Origin of the sequence: Neobacillus drentensis (assembly GCF_036962765.1) — a bacterium.
GTDB classification, from domain to species: Bacteria; Bacillota; Bacilli; order Bacillales; family Cytobacillaceae; genus Neobacillus; species Neobacillus drentensis_C.
Window position 1 is genome coordinate 1 of the sequence record NZ_JBALOS010000127.1, and the last position, 16,805, is coordinate 16,805.

Here is a 16,805-nt window from a genome sequence, read left to right on the forward strand (position 1 = left end):
GAGGATGAAGTTATATCTCTAAATAATAAGTGCTTTTTTACAATCCTGAGTCGAATCGTTTGTATACAGAAGTTAATGAAATGTACTGTGAGGATTTATTATTTACTATTATGAGGCTATCATGTAATATTGTTACTTGTAATACAGATAAGATTAGTAGGAATTAAAAGCATTACATTAAACTGCTACTAATCTAATTCTCTTTAAAATAAAAATTTAATGTAGGGGGAAGACAAATTGGTTCGTAACAATGTAAATATTCTTGTAGCCATCTTATTAAGTATCTTTCTAGTTCTTGCTGGCTGTTCTTCAAAATCGACAGAAAAGTCAAGCTCTAAAAATGAAGGAACTAATAAACCAGATACCTTTATTTACGGAATTGACGGAGATCCAGGGAACGCTGTTAACGTAATCACGACAGGTGACCGTTATGGTTTAATGGAAATTAAAACTCTTTATTCTCCATTGTATATGTATAACGGGAAAGATAATATTAAGTACTTCTTGGCGGAAAGTATGACACCATCAAAAGATTTCTTAACGTATACAGCAAAATTAAGAAAAGGCGTAAAGTGGCATGATGGCCAGTCATTTACTGCTGATGATGTGGTATTCACTTATGAGCAAATGTTAAAAGAAGAAAATGGTGGCTGGGCAAGAAGCCAGCTATTATTTAATAATCAACCAGTTAAAGTCGAAAAAGTAGATGACTATACAGTGAAATTCACGTTACCAACAGTTAGCATGGGGGCAATGGAAGCATTAGGTAATATTTTCATTATGCCGAAACATGTTTACGACGGGGAAACAAACATTGCGAATAGCACAAAGAATGCTACTCCGGTAGGTACTGGTCCTTATAAATTAAAAGAATATAAAGCTGGGGAAAGTGTTACCTTTGAAAAGAATGATGATTATTTCTTAGGTGCACCAAAGATTGCAAAGGTTGTTTACCGTATTATTATGGATCCAAATACAGCCACAATGGCTCTCCAAAAAGGAGAAATTAATGCTTTAGCTATTCAGCCTTCAGATACAAGCAAATTTAAAGGGTCAAATGTGACCATTAAACCATATGATGAGGGTCGAATTGGTTACTTAGCTTTTAACTTAAGCTCAAAAGCAGTACAGAAAAAAGAGGTAAGACAGGCAATTGCTTTCGGATTAAATCGTGATGAAATCAATACAGCAAGTTATGTATCTACCGATTATTCTAAGCCTGCCTATTCTTTCTTACCAAAGAAAGCAACCTATTTTACTGACAAAGTAGAAAAACATAAATTTGATACAAAAAAAGCGAAAGACTTACTTTCAAAAGCAGGAGCTTCTAATCTAAAATTAAAACTTGCGTTTATTGCCAATAATCCAATCCAGCAAAAGCAAGCCGCTGTCATTCAACAAAACTTAAAATCTGCAGGCATTTCGGTTGAGTTAGTAGGAATGGATGCTACTGCGCTAAGCAAGAAACTTCAAAGCGTGCAAACTGACTTTGATATGTATCTTAGCGGCTACATCATGGGAATTGACCCAGACACCTTTAATTCCTTGTTTGTATCGAATGGCGAAGCAAACTACATGCATTACAGCAATCCAAAAGTGGATGAATTATTTAATCAAGGCCGTGTAGAGAAAGACGAAGCTAAGCGTAAAGCTATTTATGAAGAAATTCAAAAACTCATTATCGAGGATGCTGCCTTCTATCCACTAACAGAAAACAAACGAATTCTTGCAATTGATTCTAGAATCAAAGGCATTGAAGAAGCGGGTCTAGTACCTGTTTACACATTCGAGGATATGTCGAAGCTATCTTACTAATAATATTGCTCATGTGAAGATAAAGATAAACAGTCCGCTGTTTATCTTTATTTTTTAACACCAAAAGTAATAGAATTGTAGAGTAGAATTCGTTTCCAGTAGACTCGCCCTCTATCTGTGAAGCGTAAGGAGTGGAATTATTTTTGTTAAAGTATATTTTTAAAAGGATTTTACAGGCAATCCCTTTACTATTCATTATTTCAATCATTTGCTTTACTCTTATACAATTGGCTCCATATGATGCGGTGGATGCAATGACGACACCGAACATGACGAAGAAAACCGTCGAACTGATCAAAGCCAGATATGGATTAGACAAGCCTGCCTATTTGCAATACTTTTATTGGGTTAAAGGGATTTTAAGCGGTGAATGGGGATATTCCATTGTCACGCATGAAAATATAACAAATGATCTTTCAGCTAGAATACCAAATACTATTCTCCTAGTTCTTCCCGCTTACATCGTTGCCTTGTTTTTTTCCATTCTTCTTGGATTAGTTGCTGGTGCTAACAAAGGGAAATTAGCGGATAAAATCATTGATGGACTAAGTTCATTTGGGATAGCCATTCCTAGCTTTTGGACGGCGATGATACTCGTGTTTATTTTTGGCCATCGTCTAAATATTTTTCCAATCCTTGGAATGCACACCATTGGGAACGAAGAATCTTTTATCGATCTTCTCAGTCATATGGTGCTGCCATGTACTGTATTAATGCTTTCATTCATACCGGAGCTAGTTCGTTATGTCCGTTCATCTACAATTGGACAGCTATCCGAAGATTATGTCATGGTTCAACAGGCATATGGAGCAAATCCAACATGGATTTTATTTAAACATGTACTGAGAAACGTTCTGCTTCCTATCATTACTATTGTAGGGATGAGCCTTCCAATGTTAGTAACCGGGGCAGTCGTAACAGAAACAGTTTTTGGCTGGCCGGGAATAGGGACGTATTTTGTAAAAGCGATTCAAGGGTTTGATTATCCAGTGGTCATGGCCATCATGTTGCTTTCAGCAAGTCTTGTCATTATTGGGAATTTGGTATCCGACATTTTATATAGTATTGTCGACCCAAGAATAAAGGGAATGGGGGAATAGAAGTTGGCCGGAAAGAAAAATAGAAGAACGCAACAGTTTAAAAAAGAACTTAAACGCAATAAAACGGCGGCCATAGCCCTAATTTTCCTTACTCTTATCTTATTCATATCTATCTTCGCCTTTTTGTCTCCGTATCCACCGGATAAAGTGGATGTAACAAGTGTTCTTGAAGGACCAAGTGCGAAGCATTGGTTTGGTACCGACGAGCTTGGCAGAGATTATCTAACAAGAGCCTTATACGGTGGGCGAATTTCCCTTACAGTTGGGATTTTAGCGATGCTTATTTCTACTAGTATTGGAGTATTAATAGGGACAATTAGCGGCTATTTTGGTGGTCGGGTCGATAACTTTTTAATGAGAACAGTTGATGTGATTTCTTCCATTCCATGGATGATCCTTGTGACAGTTGTAAGTATTTACCTTACACCAGGTTTAAAAGCTATTATTCTTGTTATTGGTCTTTTTACATGGATGAGCACGGCTAGGTTAGTTCGTGCTGAGACCCTCTCGATAAAAGAAAGAGAATATGTTTTATATGCTAAATCATCGGGACAATCATTGAAAAAAGTAATTTTGAAGCATATTATTCCAGCCGTTTTTCCTACATTCATCGTGGCATCTACAGTAAGTATTGCCAATGCAATATTAATGGAATCAGCCCTAAGCTTTCTTGGGCTCGGGATTCAACAGCCATTATCTTCATGGGGGAGCATGCTTCAAAATGCACAGGGAAACTTAGGAAATGCACCCTATATGGCAATACTACCTGGACTTCTCATCGTACTAACCGTTTATTCTTTTAATAGACTCGGTGATATTCTTCGGGCTGTTGTCGAGCCAAAGACGAGTGGGAAATAAATAGGAGGACTAGCTGTAATGAGCAATAACGATAAGAATAAAAATAATTTACTAGATGTTAATAACCTCCGTACAAGCTTTTACAACGGCAATTCGAAAACGGAGGTGGTCCGTGGCATAGACTTTACTGTTCAAAAGGGTGAAATACTAGGGATTGTCGGTGAATCAGGAAGCGGAAAAAGTATCTTGGTTAAATCGATTCTAGGTATTATCCCTAGTAATGCAAAAGTCGATGCAGGAGAAATCATATTAGATGGGAAGAATTTCGAAAGCCTATCTAAAAAAGAAAAAAGGGCCATAAGGGGTCGCGATATCGCGATGATTTTTCAAGATCCAATGACAGCTCTTAATCCATTAAAAAAAGCAGGAGATCATCTTGTTGAATTACTAATAAGAGTTAGAGGTATGAACAAGAGAGAAGCTAAGCTCGAGGCTGTTGAACTGTTGAGAATGGTAGGAATTCCTTCTCCTGAAACAAGGGTTAATCAATATCCCCATGAATTTTCAGGTGGAATGAGACAAAGGGTATTAATTGCTATGGCGTTAGCATGTAATCCCAAGCTATTAATTGCAGATGAACCAACGACTGCCCTTGACGTCACCATCCAAGCACAAATTCTAGAACTGTTAAAAAAGCTGCAGCAAGAAAACGATATGTCGGTTGTGTTCATTACACATGATCTTGGAGTTGTGGCGACCATATGCAGCCGCATTCTGGTTATGTATGCAGGAATGGTGATGGAAGAGGGGCTCGCCCATGAAATATTTTATTCACCCAAACATCCATATACAAAAGCGTTATTGAATTCCATTCCAAGAGTGGACGGAGAAAAAACGAGACTAAAGCCCATAAAAGGTGCAGCTCCATCGCTTCAAAGTATAAAGAGCGGTTGTCCATTTGCCGAACGATGCGAGTATGCTATGGATAAATGTTTCATGGAGATACCAGAATACAAAAATTTCTCAGCAACGCAGAAAAGTATGTGCTTCTTAGTAGGGGAAGGAGATCAACTAGATGACTGAGACACAGGAAAAACTCATTGAAGTAAAAAATCTAAAGAAATACTTCCCATTAAAAACTTCTATGTTCAGCAAAAACAAACCAGTTGTGAAGGCTGTTGATGATATCTCGTTCCATATTTACAAAGGTGAAACCTTTGGTCTTGTAGGAGAATCGGGATGCGGAAAATCCACATTGGGGAGAACCCTAAATCGTTTGTACGACCCGACAGAAGGAGAAATTCTTTTTGATGGCAAAAATATTGCCAACTTAAAGAGTAAAGAACTTCAACCGTTTAGAAAAAGAATGCAGATGATCTTTCAGGATCCGTACTCGTCACTTAACCCCTATATGAATGTGGAAGAAATCATCGATGAACCGCTGGAAATTCATACCTCTCTTTCCAAAAATGAAAGAAGAGAAGTCATTATCGATATGCTTGAAAAAGTGGGCCTGAAAAAGGACGATTTAGAAAAATTTCCGCACGAATTTAGTGGCGGGCAGCGTCAAAGAATTGGTATTGCCCGGGCGTTAGCGATAAATCCTGATTTCATTCTTTGTGATGAGGCCATTTCTGCACTGGATGTTTCCATACAAGCACAAGTAATTAATATGTTAGAAGATTTACAGATTGAGATGAACCTAACTTATTTATTCGTGGCACATGATTTATCCATGGTCCGCCACATCTCTGACCGGATTGGTGTCATGTATCTCGGTAAAATGGTCGAGATATCCAAGAGTGAGGAGCTATACGATAGACCGTTGCATCCATACACGCAAGCGTTATTGTCTGCGATTCCAATACCGGATCCAATCAAGGCGCAGAATAACATGCGAGAAATAATAACAGGAGAGCTTCCAAGCCCAATTGAGATGGAAACTGGCTGCCGTTTTCGATCGCGCTGTCCATTTGCTAAACCAATCTGTGCAGAAGTGGACCCACAGCTAAGAGAAGTAGATGGTGAGCATCTCGTTGCTTGTCACTTATATTAAAAAGGCGGACGGATAAAATGGAAAAGGTAAAGTTAGCATTAAATTATGCTCTTATGCTTGAAATGATGAAAGCAAAAGGATTTAATAATCCAACTATCGTTGCCCTTTTGAATGAGGGAAATGAAGAATTACTTGAGAGTTTGGGGGAAGGAATTCCTTCTTGGCAAGCGCTGGTCGACTTTTATCACTTGAATAAAGAGAAATGTCACCAGGCAATCAAGGAGGGGTATGAAATTTCTTTTTTGACAAAGGGTGCACTTAAATCCTTGTTAGCCATTAAGTTTGGCATGAAGGAAGGCGAGGATTTCGTTGATACTGGAGAGTTTCTAGATACTGTTAAAATGACTGCCGATAATCTTCAGACACTCCGAAACATGATAGCGAAAAACTGGACGGTCGTCTTGCAAGAAGAAGACAAGGATCATGACATGTATTTGCTTAAAATTGAGCTAACGTATAAACCGAATTTCAAGTTGAATTAACTGACAAAATAAAAAGAACCATCATTTCCGTCCCGGGATTGATGGTTCTTATGTTTAAATTGGTATAAATGGTCCTTTTTCGTTTTTGTTGTCCTTGATCTCATGTCTGTAAAGACAAACGGGCTTCGTTTTTCTGCCGGATTCATTCGACCTTCACGGGTCAGCTTTTCGCGTAATTTTTTGGCTTTCGATTTTGCCATTCCTATCACTCCTCTAATCATCGTTAGAGTTCCATTATATAACAATACATATCAAATCGTACACTCCCTCTTTAAAATGGGTGGAAAAGGTATCCATATTTAAAGGGAGAGGAATTATTAGGAGTTAACGTTAGTTAACTCTGTTTGGTTCTGTTCTTTAATCGATGCTTGTTTTCGGGCATGAAGGAAATAATAGAGAACAATCCCAATTAGAACATAGAAGGAACATAAGAAATAGAGAGAGCTATAATTCATTTTTGCCGCCGCTAAGCCTACTACAAATGAACCCAAGGCAATGCCAATATCATAGATTGATAGGAAAGTAGCAGTAGCTAATCCTCTTTTTCGAGGGGCAGCGTCTTGTATAGCGATTGTTTGGAAGGTTGGAAACAATGTTCCCCAGCCTAAACCAATCATTCCTGCCGAAAGGAGAAAACTGACGGCGCTGTTACTTTGACTCAAGATAAACATTCCAATCGCAAACAATACGATGGACGGATAAACAATCACATTGGGACCATACAGGTCTAACCATTTTCCAGTAAAAGGTCTTGAAATTAATAGAACAATCGCATAAACCACAAAGAAAAGGGAGGATACTTCAGCAAGGTGTATTTCAGTTGCAAATAAAGATACGAAAGAAAGAAGCGCTGAATAAACGATGGCAAGAAAGCAGCCGACAATTGCGATTGGAACGGCCGAAGTCTCAAAAAAGCTTTTGAAGGAAAAGGCAGAGTGTACAACCGGCTGGTCTGTTTGCTCTGTTTCTCTAACTTTTACGCTTAACCCGGTAATCAAGGCCCCAATCGCGACTATGACACTAATGATGAACAGTGTTTCCGCGCCCCACTGCTGGATTGCCGTTAAGCCGATAAAGGGTCCTAACACCATCGCCATATTCGTCGACATAATAAAATAACCCATTCCTTCACCACGGCGCGAAATAGGAATGAGGTCCGCAACGATTGCCCCTGCAGCGGTAGTCGCCATCCCAAAACCAATACCATGTAACAAACGAATGACCAAAAATCCAATGATTGTTTTTGGGAAAAAATATAACAGTGAGGCGCCTGAGAAAATAATCAGTGCCGCAAGCAGTACCTTTTTATGACTTGTTTTTTCAAGCCATTGACCAGCAAGAGGGCGGGAGATAATCGCCGAAATCAAAAACACGGTTGTCATTAATCCTGCTTCAGAGGCATTGCTGTGAAATTCCTGTATCGCATAAATAGGAAGTGTGACGAGTAAAACATAAAAGGTTAAAAACAGAAAGAAGTTACTTAAAGAAATGCTGATAAAACTCTTCGTCCATAATTTAGGTTTATTCATTTGATCTACTCCTTTAATAAAGGCTATTTTCGCATAAATTGTTGTTTTCCGTATAAGTTCATCAACCCGTATAACTAGATGCTTCGTGGCATCTTTTCGTAAGAACATTTGCGAAAATTGCCTAGAAACTAAGTAAATAACCCTTATTAAGATCCAAAAGCAACAAAGTTTACGAAAAGTGCCTTAATAAAAGCTGTTGCAACCAGCTTTTTTGTAAATGAAATAGCTCCTCCTGGGTTGTCTCTGGAAGGTGCTTTAATAATGACTGATTTGTTTCAAAGACAGTGCTTTCCCACTCAGGGAATAACGTTAAGGCCAGATCTGTTAACTCAATAAGTTTCTCGCGTTTGTCTTTGCCTGTGACCTGCCGTACGTAGCCTTGTTTGACCAGCCGTTGAATCGTGCGTGTCATGGGGGGAGCCTCAACGAATAAATAATCACAAAGTTCCTTTTGGGTTAAGGTGCCTTTCGTTTTTAAGACGTAAATGACGGCCCACTGTGATCCGTATAAACCTAAAGGCTTCAATGCTTCATTAAGTGTATTGGTCAGATGGCGTGAAAGCTGATGGAGCGTATGGAATAATTCGTGACTATTCATTTATGTAGCACACCTCAAACTTCTTTCTAGAATTAGTTACCTAGGTAACTATAGTGGTTTTATTGGAAAATGTCAAGTAAGATTCACGAATGGGGGGCTGATGCTATACTCACGTAATACTTTCCTATTTGGTGGAATTTTAGTCGAGAGTTCGGGGAATTATCATAAATGGCCACTGATAGTCCCGTTTCAAAAATTTAGAAGCGTCAATGGCTAAAAGTCTCTGGTGTTTTTGTGCGTAATGATAATAAATTTTGGCGTAAATGCTTAAAATTAGTCAAAAAAATCCACGGAATCCAAAACAGCCGAATTCCGCGGAATTATTTTAAAAACCCTTATCTTAACACATTAAAATATCTAGCTTCTGGATGGGCAAACACCATCGCCGAAACTGAGGCTTCCGGTTCCATCATACAGCCCTCTGTTAGTTGAATTCCGATTTCTTCCGGTTGGATCAACTTAAACAGCTTTTTCTGATCCTCTAATTCAGGGCAGGCAGGGTATCCGAAGGAGAAACGCTGTCCCTGATAATGAGCGGCAAAACGGTCCTGCATGGTAAAATCGAGCGGATCCGGGAATCCCCAGCGATCGCGCATTTGACGGTGAATTAATTCCGCAAAGCCTTCCGCTGTTTCCAGTGCCAATGATTGAAGTGCATGGCTCTCTAAAAAACGTCCTTCAGCTTTGAATTGGTCCGCTTTTTGGCGAATTCCTTTTCCGGCTGTCACTGTAAAGAAACCTACATAATCCTTTACGCCACTGTCAATCGATTTAACAAAATCAGCTAAACAAAGAAACGGAGCTGAATCCTGACGAGGGAAATCAAACGTTTCAATCACCTTTTCGGGATTTTCAGGATCAAAAATAATCACTTTGTTACCATCCGATTGGGCAGGGAAAAACTGATAAGCTGCCGCTGGAGTAATCCATTTGTTAATGCGAGCGTCTTCTACCAATTGATCGACCACTTCTTTTACTTTTATCGCTTTTTCATTCTTCTCAGCGAGCAATTTAGATAGTTTACCCTTTACCCCAAGATGGTGCCCAATCAGCATTTGCATATTGATATACGGTTCAATATGGGAGAGGGAGTATGATTTTAAGATATGTCTCTTCGTATCCATTGGAGTAAAAACAGGAACTTCTGTAGAAACGGTACTCCTAGGTTTTACTGCCACAGAAACTGCCGAACGGCTTGGTAATTCTCGTGGTACGTCTAAAGATGCCAGTTTTACCTTTTTATCATCAAGAAGTTTTTGATGTTCCTCAGGTGATCCCAGTTGATTAGCAATGGATAAACCTGTCATCGCATCCTTCGCGTAGAGAACGAGTCCATCATATTCCTTTGCTATTTTTGTATCAGTAAATTTTCGGGAAAGGGCTGCCCCGCCAACTAAAATAGGCAATGAAATTCCTGCTGCTTTCATGTCCTGTGCTGTTAATACCATTTGCTGAGCCGATTTAACCAGTAATCCGGATAAACCAACCATATCTGGTTTTTCTTTCTGAATGGCTTGAACTAAATCGGTTGGGTTCACTTTTATCCCTAGGTCGATCACGTTATAGCCATTATTGCTAAGAATAATATCGACCAGATTCTTACCAATATCATGGACATCGCCTTTTACGGTAGCCAAAATGACTTTTCCTTTCGAAGCAGAAACATCGCCTTTTTCCATATGAGGTTCTAAATGAGACACAGACGCTTTCATTACCTCTGCGCTTTGCAGAACTTCGGCAACAATTAATTGATTATCATTAAATAAACGGCCCACTTCCTTCATGCCATTCATTAAAGGTCCGTTAATAATATCAAGTGGAGCAGGATAGGTTTCAAGTGCTATATCCAAATCCGGCAGCAAGCCTTCTTTTGTACCCTCAACCACATAATAAGCGAGTCGTTCTTCGAGACTCATATTTGGAACAGTTACCTTCGCTTCTTTCTTTTTACCTCGATAAAATTCAGTAAAGGTAGCTAAGGTTTCATCTGTCGTATCAAATAAAAGGGCTTCTGCTAACTGGACTTCTTCTTTGGATATGGAAGCAAACCTCTCTAGCTTTTCAGTATTAACGATCGCATAATCAAGCCCGGCATGAGTACAATGGTAAAGAAACACAGAATTTAAAACTTCTCTTCCAACAGGAGGAAGACCGAAAGACACGTTACTTATTCCGAGAATAGTTTGGGTTTCCGGTAAATGTTCTTTGATTAATTTAATTCCCTCGACCGTTGCCTTAGCAGAGCCTATATATTGTTCATCCCCTGTACCAACTGGAAAAACGAGCGGATCAAAAATAAGATCTTGTGGTTTAAGCTTATATTTGTTTACTAATAGGTCATAGGAACGCTTGGCAATGGTTAATTTTTGCTCTGCCGTAACGCCCATACCCTCTTCATCAATAGTTCCTACTACTACGGCACCACCGTATCGGTGAATTAAAGGAACGATTGCTTCAAATCTTTCTTCGCCATCCTCTAGGTTAATTGAATTAATAATCGCTTTACCTTGCGAATATTTGAGTGCCTTTTCAATGACTTTCTCGTCGGTTGAATCAATGACAAGAGGCACCTTGACTTTCTTAACCACTTCTTGTATGAAATTTTCCATATCGACAATCTCTTCGCGGTCTGGGTCTGCAAGGCAAATATCGATTACATGTGCTCCACCCTTAACCTGTGCTCTAGCCACTTCGGATGCTTCCTCAAACTTCCCCTCAGTGATTAAACGTTTGAACTTCCGTGAACCAATGACATTGGTTCGTTCTCCAACCATAATGGGACGAAGTGAGGGATCATCATAAACAAATGGCTCAATACCGGAAACCATATGAACAGTGGATTGCTTGGTTTCTCGAGGTTTAAAGTTTTTCATGGCTTCAGATATTGCGCTAATATGCTCAGGAGTTGTCCCGCAGCATCCGCCAACAATATTTAGCCAACCATGAGCCGCAAAATCAGAAAGTTTTTTCGCAAGAATTTCTGGTGATTCATGATAGTGTCCTTCTTCATCAGGCAAACCAGCATTCGGATAACAACTTACTGCTGTTGTTGCAAGATTGGAAAGGGTACGTATATGGTCTTGCATAAATTCTGGACCCGTAGCACAGTTAAGTCCAACAGCCACGGGATTCATATGCTCAACTGAAATATAGAACGATTCGATCGACTGTCCGGCAAGAGTTGTGCCCATTGGTTCAATGGTTCCGGATATCACTATTGGAAGTGTGGTTCCAGTTTTTGAAAAAGCACTTTGAATGCCTGAGAAACCAGCTTTTACATTCAACATATCCTGGCTCGTTTCAAGTAGAAGAAGGTCGACGCCACCGTCAATTAAGCCAAGCGCTTGTTCCTCGTAGCTGGTCGCAAGTGCATCAAAGGTTGTTCCGCCCGTCACACTTAGTGTTTTCGTTGTCGGACCCATAGCACCAGCTACAAAACGTGGCCATCCGTCGGTATAAACCTTTTGGACTTCGCCTATTGCGATCATCGCAGCGATTTTATTGATTTCATAGGCTTTGTAGCCGAGACCATACTCATCAAGGACAATGCTTGTAGCTCCAAACGTATTGGTTTCGATAATGTCTGCTCCAGCTTCTAAATATTCGCGGTGAATATTAGCAATAACAGAGGGAGCCGTTAAATTAAGGTGTTCGTTACAGCCATCATATTCCTCGCCACCAAAATCGTCAGCGGTAAGGTTTACACGTTGAAGCATCGTTCCCATTGCTCCGTCCATAATGAGGATTCGTTTCTTTAACTGTTCAGTAAATGATGTTTTCAGCAATGTTGTTCCCCCTCAATTCACTTGCACGCTGGCGGGTGTATAGAGCCAGCTCAGCTGTTAGTTCATAGCGTAAAAATGGTGTAATCAAATAAATACCGTTAAATAAATCGAGTGCGGTATCTATTAATGATTTTGTAATTTCAATTCCTTCCCGTGCGGCTTGAAGGGGATTGTCGTTTAAGCTTGCCATTCGGTTTCGAATGGAATCAGCAATTTTGATCCCCGGCACTTCATTATGAAGGAACTCGGCATTTTTACTGCTTGTCAGCGGCATAAGGCCAATATAAATTGGTGCATCTAGATGTTTTGTATTTTCATAAACTTCGATTAATTTTTCCTCCGAAAAAACAGGTTGGGAGATAAAATAATCTGCTCCGTATTGGACTTTTTTCTCTAATCTCTTAACTGCTTTTTCAACTGAGCGAACATTTGGATTAAAAGCTGCGGCAATGCTAAAAGCGGTTTTTTGTCCCAAATCTTTTCCGGAAAAAGATAAACCTTCATTCAATTGCTTAATCATCTGGATTAATTCAAAAGAAGACACATCGTAAACAGAAGAAGCTCCCGGAAAATCGCCTACTCTTGCAGGGTCACCAGTGATCGCTAAGACATCATTCATCCCAAGCGTATGAAGACCCATTAAATGGGACTGTAAGCCAATAATATTGCGGTCACGGCAGGCAATATGAATCAGCGGCCGCATTCCTAAGTTCTCTTTTACCAAATATCCTAAAGATTCATTGGATATCCGCACCGTTGCAAGAGAATTATCGGCTAAAGTTATGGAGTCAATACCTGCTTCTTTTAGGGCTTTGGCTCCTTCGAAGAACTTTGACGTGTCTAGTTTTCTAGGTGGGTCTAATTCTACGATAACCGATGGTCTTTCCTTCACAATTTCCTGAAGGGGAGCGAACTCCCTTTGTGGAGTAAGGCGATCAACAATGATACTCTTTGGTTTTAATTTTACTATTTTTTCAGAAATAGGGACACTATTCTTTAATTCAGCAGCAAAGGCTTTAATGTGTTCTGGTGTTGTCCCGCAGCAACCTCCAAGTAACCGGACCCCTTGGCTGCGGAAAGCCTTTGCTGAATTTCGAAAATAATCGGCATCTCCCTCGTAATGAAATTTACCATCCGTATAGGCAGGGAGACTGGAGTTTGGATAAGCAGATAGAAAAGCATGTTCAGGTAATTCAACTTGTTCCAAGGCTAATAGCATATGATGGGGACCTAGACGGCAATTTAGTCCGACAACATCAGCCCCAAGCGCTTCTAGCTGTTTTAAGGCATCATTGACTGGTGTCCGATCTTGTAAAAATCCTGGTTCCTGATGGGAGACCTGAGTGATGATTGGCAGTTTTGTTTCCTTTCTGGCAATGGTTAGAATAGTCTCGAGTTCTTCAAGATCGTAAAAGGTTTCAAGCAATAGGCCATCTACTCCTTCTAGGAGGAGACAATACAATTGTTCACGGAAACTTCGTTTTAATTCTTCTATAGAAATGGAATCGGGTTTTATTCCTCGATTGCCTCCAATAGTTCCAAGGACGTACGTATTAGTTTGAGAAGCTGCCTTTTTAGCTAATCGGACGGCTTCACTGTTAATTTCCTTTACGGAATCCTCTAAACCATACCGCTGCAGCTTTAGATAGTTTGCCGCATAGGTATTGGTTTGAATAACATCTGCTCCCGCATCAATATAGGTTTTATGGATCGATTGGATGTGGTTTGGCTGGGAAAGATTCAGTTCCTCCAAACAGCTATCCTTACCGTAGGAATACAAGAGAGTACCCATTGCACCATCTGCAATTAAAATTTGATTTTGTAATTTTTCTAAAAAGCTCATGATGATTCTCCTTGCTGTAATACCAAATGATTCTTATGAACGTGCTCGAGCGCCTGTGAAAAATCCTTAATCAAGTCATCAGGATTTTCAAGCCCAACTGATAAGCGAACAAGGCTATTGGTAATCCCGCGCTTTTCTCTTTCTTCTTGAGGCATTGCTGCATGGGACATTTTTGCCGGGTAAGAAAGAATAGATTCTACCGCACCGAGGCTGACAGCAAAAACAGGAATTTTTACATGGGCAAGAAAGGTTCGAAGCGCATCTTCATTAGCCAATTCAAAGGATAAAACTGCCCCAGGTCCAGCTGCTTGCTTCTTTTGGATCTGATATTGCGGGTGACTTTCGAGCCCTGGATAATGTACTTTTTCAACAAGTGGATGTGCATTCAAATAATAAGCTAGTTTGATAGCCGAATTTTGTGATTGTTCCAACCGCACGTGCAACGTCTTAATTCCTCTTAAAACGAGCCATGCATCTTGAACACCCAAGATGGCCCCGAACCCATTTTGCAAAAAGCCTAATCTTTTCGCCAGGTCTTCGTCATTGACGACTGCAAGTCCGGCAACCACATCACTATGCCCCGATAAAAATTTCGTCGCGCTATGAAGGACCACATCTGCTCCTAGCTCTAATGGCTTTTGGTGAGAAGGGGTAAGGAACGTGTTATCAACGAATGTTAATGCGCCCGTCTCCTTTGCTAGTTTGCTTATCGCTTGAATGTCAGTCACTTTCATTAACGGATTCGAAGGAGTTTCCACATAAAACGCCTTCGTATTCGACTGAATGGCTTGTTTTACTTCTTCTATATTAGTCATATCGACAAAGGTATGTTCAATTCCGAGTCGAGTGAGGACCTGAGTGACCATTCGAAAGGTTCCCCCATAGACATCCTCTGTAATAACAATATGATCACCCGCAGATAGCAAGAGGAAGGCTGTCGAAATAGCAGCCATTCCAGATGAAAAGGCAAACCCTTTTAACCCGCCTTCGAGTTCTGCGATGACATCTTCAAGTGCTTCTCTTGTCGGATTTAAACTACGGCCATAATCATACTTGCCATACTGATCAAAGTCTGATTGGTGAAAGGTTGATGCATGCTGAATCGGAACACTGACAGCTCCGGTTGCTGGATCAATTTTATGCTTATTATGAAGGAGTCTCGTTTCAAAGGTATATTCATCGTGTGACATTATGCGATCACTCCTTCCTGAACTCTAGCAAACGCGTTTTGTAAATCTTCAATAATATCTTGTGAGTCTTCAAGTCCAACAGAAAAACGTAATAAACGATTGCAAACGCCTGCTTGAATGCGAATCTCTTCTGGGATATCCATATGTGTTTGCGTTGCTGGATAAGTAATGAAGCTTTCTGTTCCACCTAAGCTTTCTGCAAAACTGATTAAATTTAAATTCTGTAAAAATGGATTCACCCATGCTTCGTCCTTAATTCTAAAGGAAACCATTCCGCCTCGACCCGGATAGAGGACATCTGTGACAGCATCATGCTGAGCAAGGAATTCGACAATCGCCTTTGCATTTTTTTCATGGCGTTCCATTCGTAGTGACAATGTTTTCATTCCGCGCATTAATAGCCAAGAATCAAATGGACTTAAGACCGCTCCTGCACCGTTATGATGGAAGGCCAATGCTTCACAAAGTTCTTTTCCTTTTGCCACAACAAGGCCGGCCAGGACATCATTATGACCTCCTAGGTATTTCGTTGCACTGTGGATGACGATATCCGCACCAAGGCTGATTGGCTGTTGTAAAAGCGGTGTATAGAAAGTATTGTCCACGATTAACAATAGGCCATGCTGTTTGGCAATCTTTGAAATCGCCGCAATATCCGATTCCTGCATAAGCGGATTTGTTGGTGTTTCTAAGAAAATCGCCTTTGTTTGTGCTGTGATTTTCTTTTCAACTTCTTCCGGACAACAGGTATTCACATATTGAGTCGTTAAGCCCCATTTTTTATAGCCTTTTTCTAATAGACGGTAGGTCCCCCCATATAAATCTTCACTGACAATCCATTCGTCACCAGATTCAAATAAAGCAAGAATCAGCTGAATAGCAGCCATACCAGAGCTGCAGGCAAATCCTTGATCCGCACCTTCTAAATCAGCAATCGTTTTTTCAAGGAGCTGACGCGTTGGATTTCCTGTTCGGGTATAGTCAAACCCAGTTGATTGCCCAATTCCCTCATGGCGGAAGGCAGTTGAGAAGTATACAGGCGGATTGACGGTTCCAGTTGTTGTTTCACTGCGGTTGCCGATTTGGGCAAGTTTAGTATCGATTTTGTACATAATGCACGCTCCTTGTAATAAAAATTTTTTATAGTTTTTCGCATTAACGCGATTGAGTGATAAAACTTTTTGATAAATAAAAAAAGTCTTCTTATAAGAAGAAGACTTTTGTAGGCAGCACATTTGTCATTCTTCTTATCTTGCAAATTAGCGACTAATTTGCAGGACTTAGCACCTTTTCAATGAATGAAACCATTGATGGTTGCTGAGGCGTCGTAGGGCCATTCCCTCAACCTCTCTTGATAAGAAAATTAATATTTAGATTATTTATAAAATTTACTACAAATTTCGTGGTATGTCAATTTGTTTTTAAAGTAAAACATATCAATGAAGAAACTAGACGTAAAGTCTTTTAAAAAAAATATATAAATAGTTAATTGAAAACTTGTTGACAGAGGTAGTTTAAGGCTTTATGATAAATTTATAAATTGTTCTCGATAGAGAACTTCACAGATTAATGAATAGGTAATAAGTCATAAGATAAATAGTTTTAATAG

Annotated in this window: 13 protein-coding genes and 1 riboswitch; of the genes, 6 read left to right on the plus strand and 7 right to left on the minus strand. The window is 39.9% G+C overall.

Features of this window, described 5'->3' with window-relative positions; translation table 11 throughout:
- Nucleotides 1-237: 237 nt before the first annotated feature.
- The 6 genes from V7137_RS16415 to V7137_RS16440 all read left to right on the plus strand — a co-directional run bounded on the left by V7137_RS16415 (nt 238) and on the right by V7137_RS16440 (nt 6,251).
- Nucleotides 238-1,815, plus strand: a complete 1,578-nt coding sequence (locus tag V7137_RS16415) for an ABC transporter substrate-binding protein (protein WP_335699075.1) — start codon at nt 238-240, stop codon at nt 1,813-1,815.
- A 143-nt stretch (nt 1,816-1,958) separates the two neighbouring features.
- Nucleotides 1,959-2,915: an ABC transporter permease gene (locus V7137_RS16420; RefSeq protein WP_335699076.1), complete on the plus strand. Its 957-nt coding sequence runs from the start codon at nt 1,959-1,961 to the stop codon at nt 2,913-2,915.
- 3 nt (nt 2,916-2,918) lie between these two features.
- Nucleotides 2,919-3,773, plus strand: coding sequence for an ABC transporter permease (locus V7137_RS16425; protein WP_218348886.1), 855 nt, complete (start codon nt 2,919-2,921; stop codon nt 3,771-3,773).
- A gap of 18 nt (nt 3,774-3,791) precedes the next feature.
- Nucleotides 3,792-4,796, plus strand: coding sequence for an ABC transporter ATP-binding protein (locus V7137_RS16430; protein WP_335699077.1), 1,005 nt, complete (start codon nt 3,792-3,794; stop codon nt 4,794-4,796).
- Nucleotides 4,789-5,769 (plus strand): ABC transporter ATP-binding protein, encoded by a 981-nt coding sequence (locus V7137_RS16435; protein ID WP_335699078.1) that lies wholly within the window; start codon nt 4,789-4,791, stop codon nt 5,767-5,769. Before V7137_RS16430 ends, V7137_RS16435 begins: the two co-directional genes overlap by 8 nt.
- A gap of 17 nt (nt 5,770-5,786) precedes the next feature.
- On the plus strand, nt 5,787-6,251 hold the full coding sequence (locus V7137_RS16440) for a hypothetical protein (protein WP_335699079.1): 465 nt from the start codon (nt 5,787-5,789) through the stop codon (nt 6,249-6,251).
- Here V7137_RS16440 and V7137_RS16445 read toward each other — a convergent pair.
- The 7 genes from V7137_RS16445 to V7137_RS16475 all read right to left on the minus strand — a co-directional run bounded on the left by V7137_RS16445 (nt 6,248) and on the right by V7137_RS16475 (nt 16,308).
- Entirely contained in the window at nt 6,248-6,451 is a 204-nt protein-coding gene (locus tag V7137_RS16445; RefSeq protein ID WP_335699080.1) for a hypothetical protein, read from the minus strand. The genes V7137_RS16440 and V7137_RS16445 overlap by 4 nt on opposite strands.
- Before the next feature lie 117 nt (nt 6,452-6,568).
- A complete protein-coding gene (locus tag V7137_RS16450; protein WP_335699081.1) occupies nt 6,569-7,780 on the minus strand; it encodes an MFS transporter in 1,212 nt (403 codons plus the stop codon).
- A 169-nt stretch (nt 7,781-7,949) separates the two neighbouring features.
- Nucleotides 7,950-8,378, minus strand: a complete 429-nt coding sequence (locus V7137_RS16455; protein WP_335699082.1) for a MarR family winged helix-turn-helix transcriptional regulator — start codon at nt 8,376-8,378, stop codon at nt 7,950-7,952.
- A gap of 335 nt (nt 8,379-8,713) precedes the next feature.
- Nucleotides 8,714-12,163, minus strand: coding sequence for a methionine synthase (metH, locus tag V7137_RS16460; RefSeq protein WP_335699083.1), 3,450 nt, complete (start codon nt 12,161-12,163; stop codon nt 8,714-8,716).
- A complete protein-coding gene (locus V7137_RS16465; protein WP_335699084.1) occupies nt 12,141-14,006 on the minus strand; it encodes a bifunctional homocysteine S-methyltransferase/methylenetetrahydrofolate reductase in 1,866 nt (621 codons plus the stop codon). The genes metH and V7137_RS16465 overlap by 23 nt, the downstream gene beginning before the upstream one ends.
- Nucleotides 14,003-15,196, minus strand: a complete 1,194-nt coding sequence (gene metC, locus V7137_RS16470; protein ID WP_335699085.1) for a cystathionine beta-lyase — start codon at nt 15,194-15,196, stop codon at nt 14,003-14,005. The genes V7137_RS16465 and metC overlap by 4 nt, the downstream gene beginning before the upstream one ends.
- Nucleotides 15,196-16,308, minus strand: coding sequence for a methionine biosynthesis PLP-dependent protein (locus V7137_RS16475; protein WP_335699086.1), 1,113 nt, complete (start codon nt 16,306-16,308; stop codon nt 15,196-15,198). The genes metC and V7137_RS16475 overlap by 1 nt, the downstream gene beginning before the upstream one ends.
- 132 nt (nt 16,309-16,440) lie before the next feature.
- A riboswitch (SAM riboswitch) is annotated at nt 16,441-16,557 on the minus strand.
- Between the last annotated feature and the right edge of the window lie 248 nt (nt 16,558-16,805).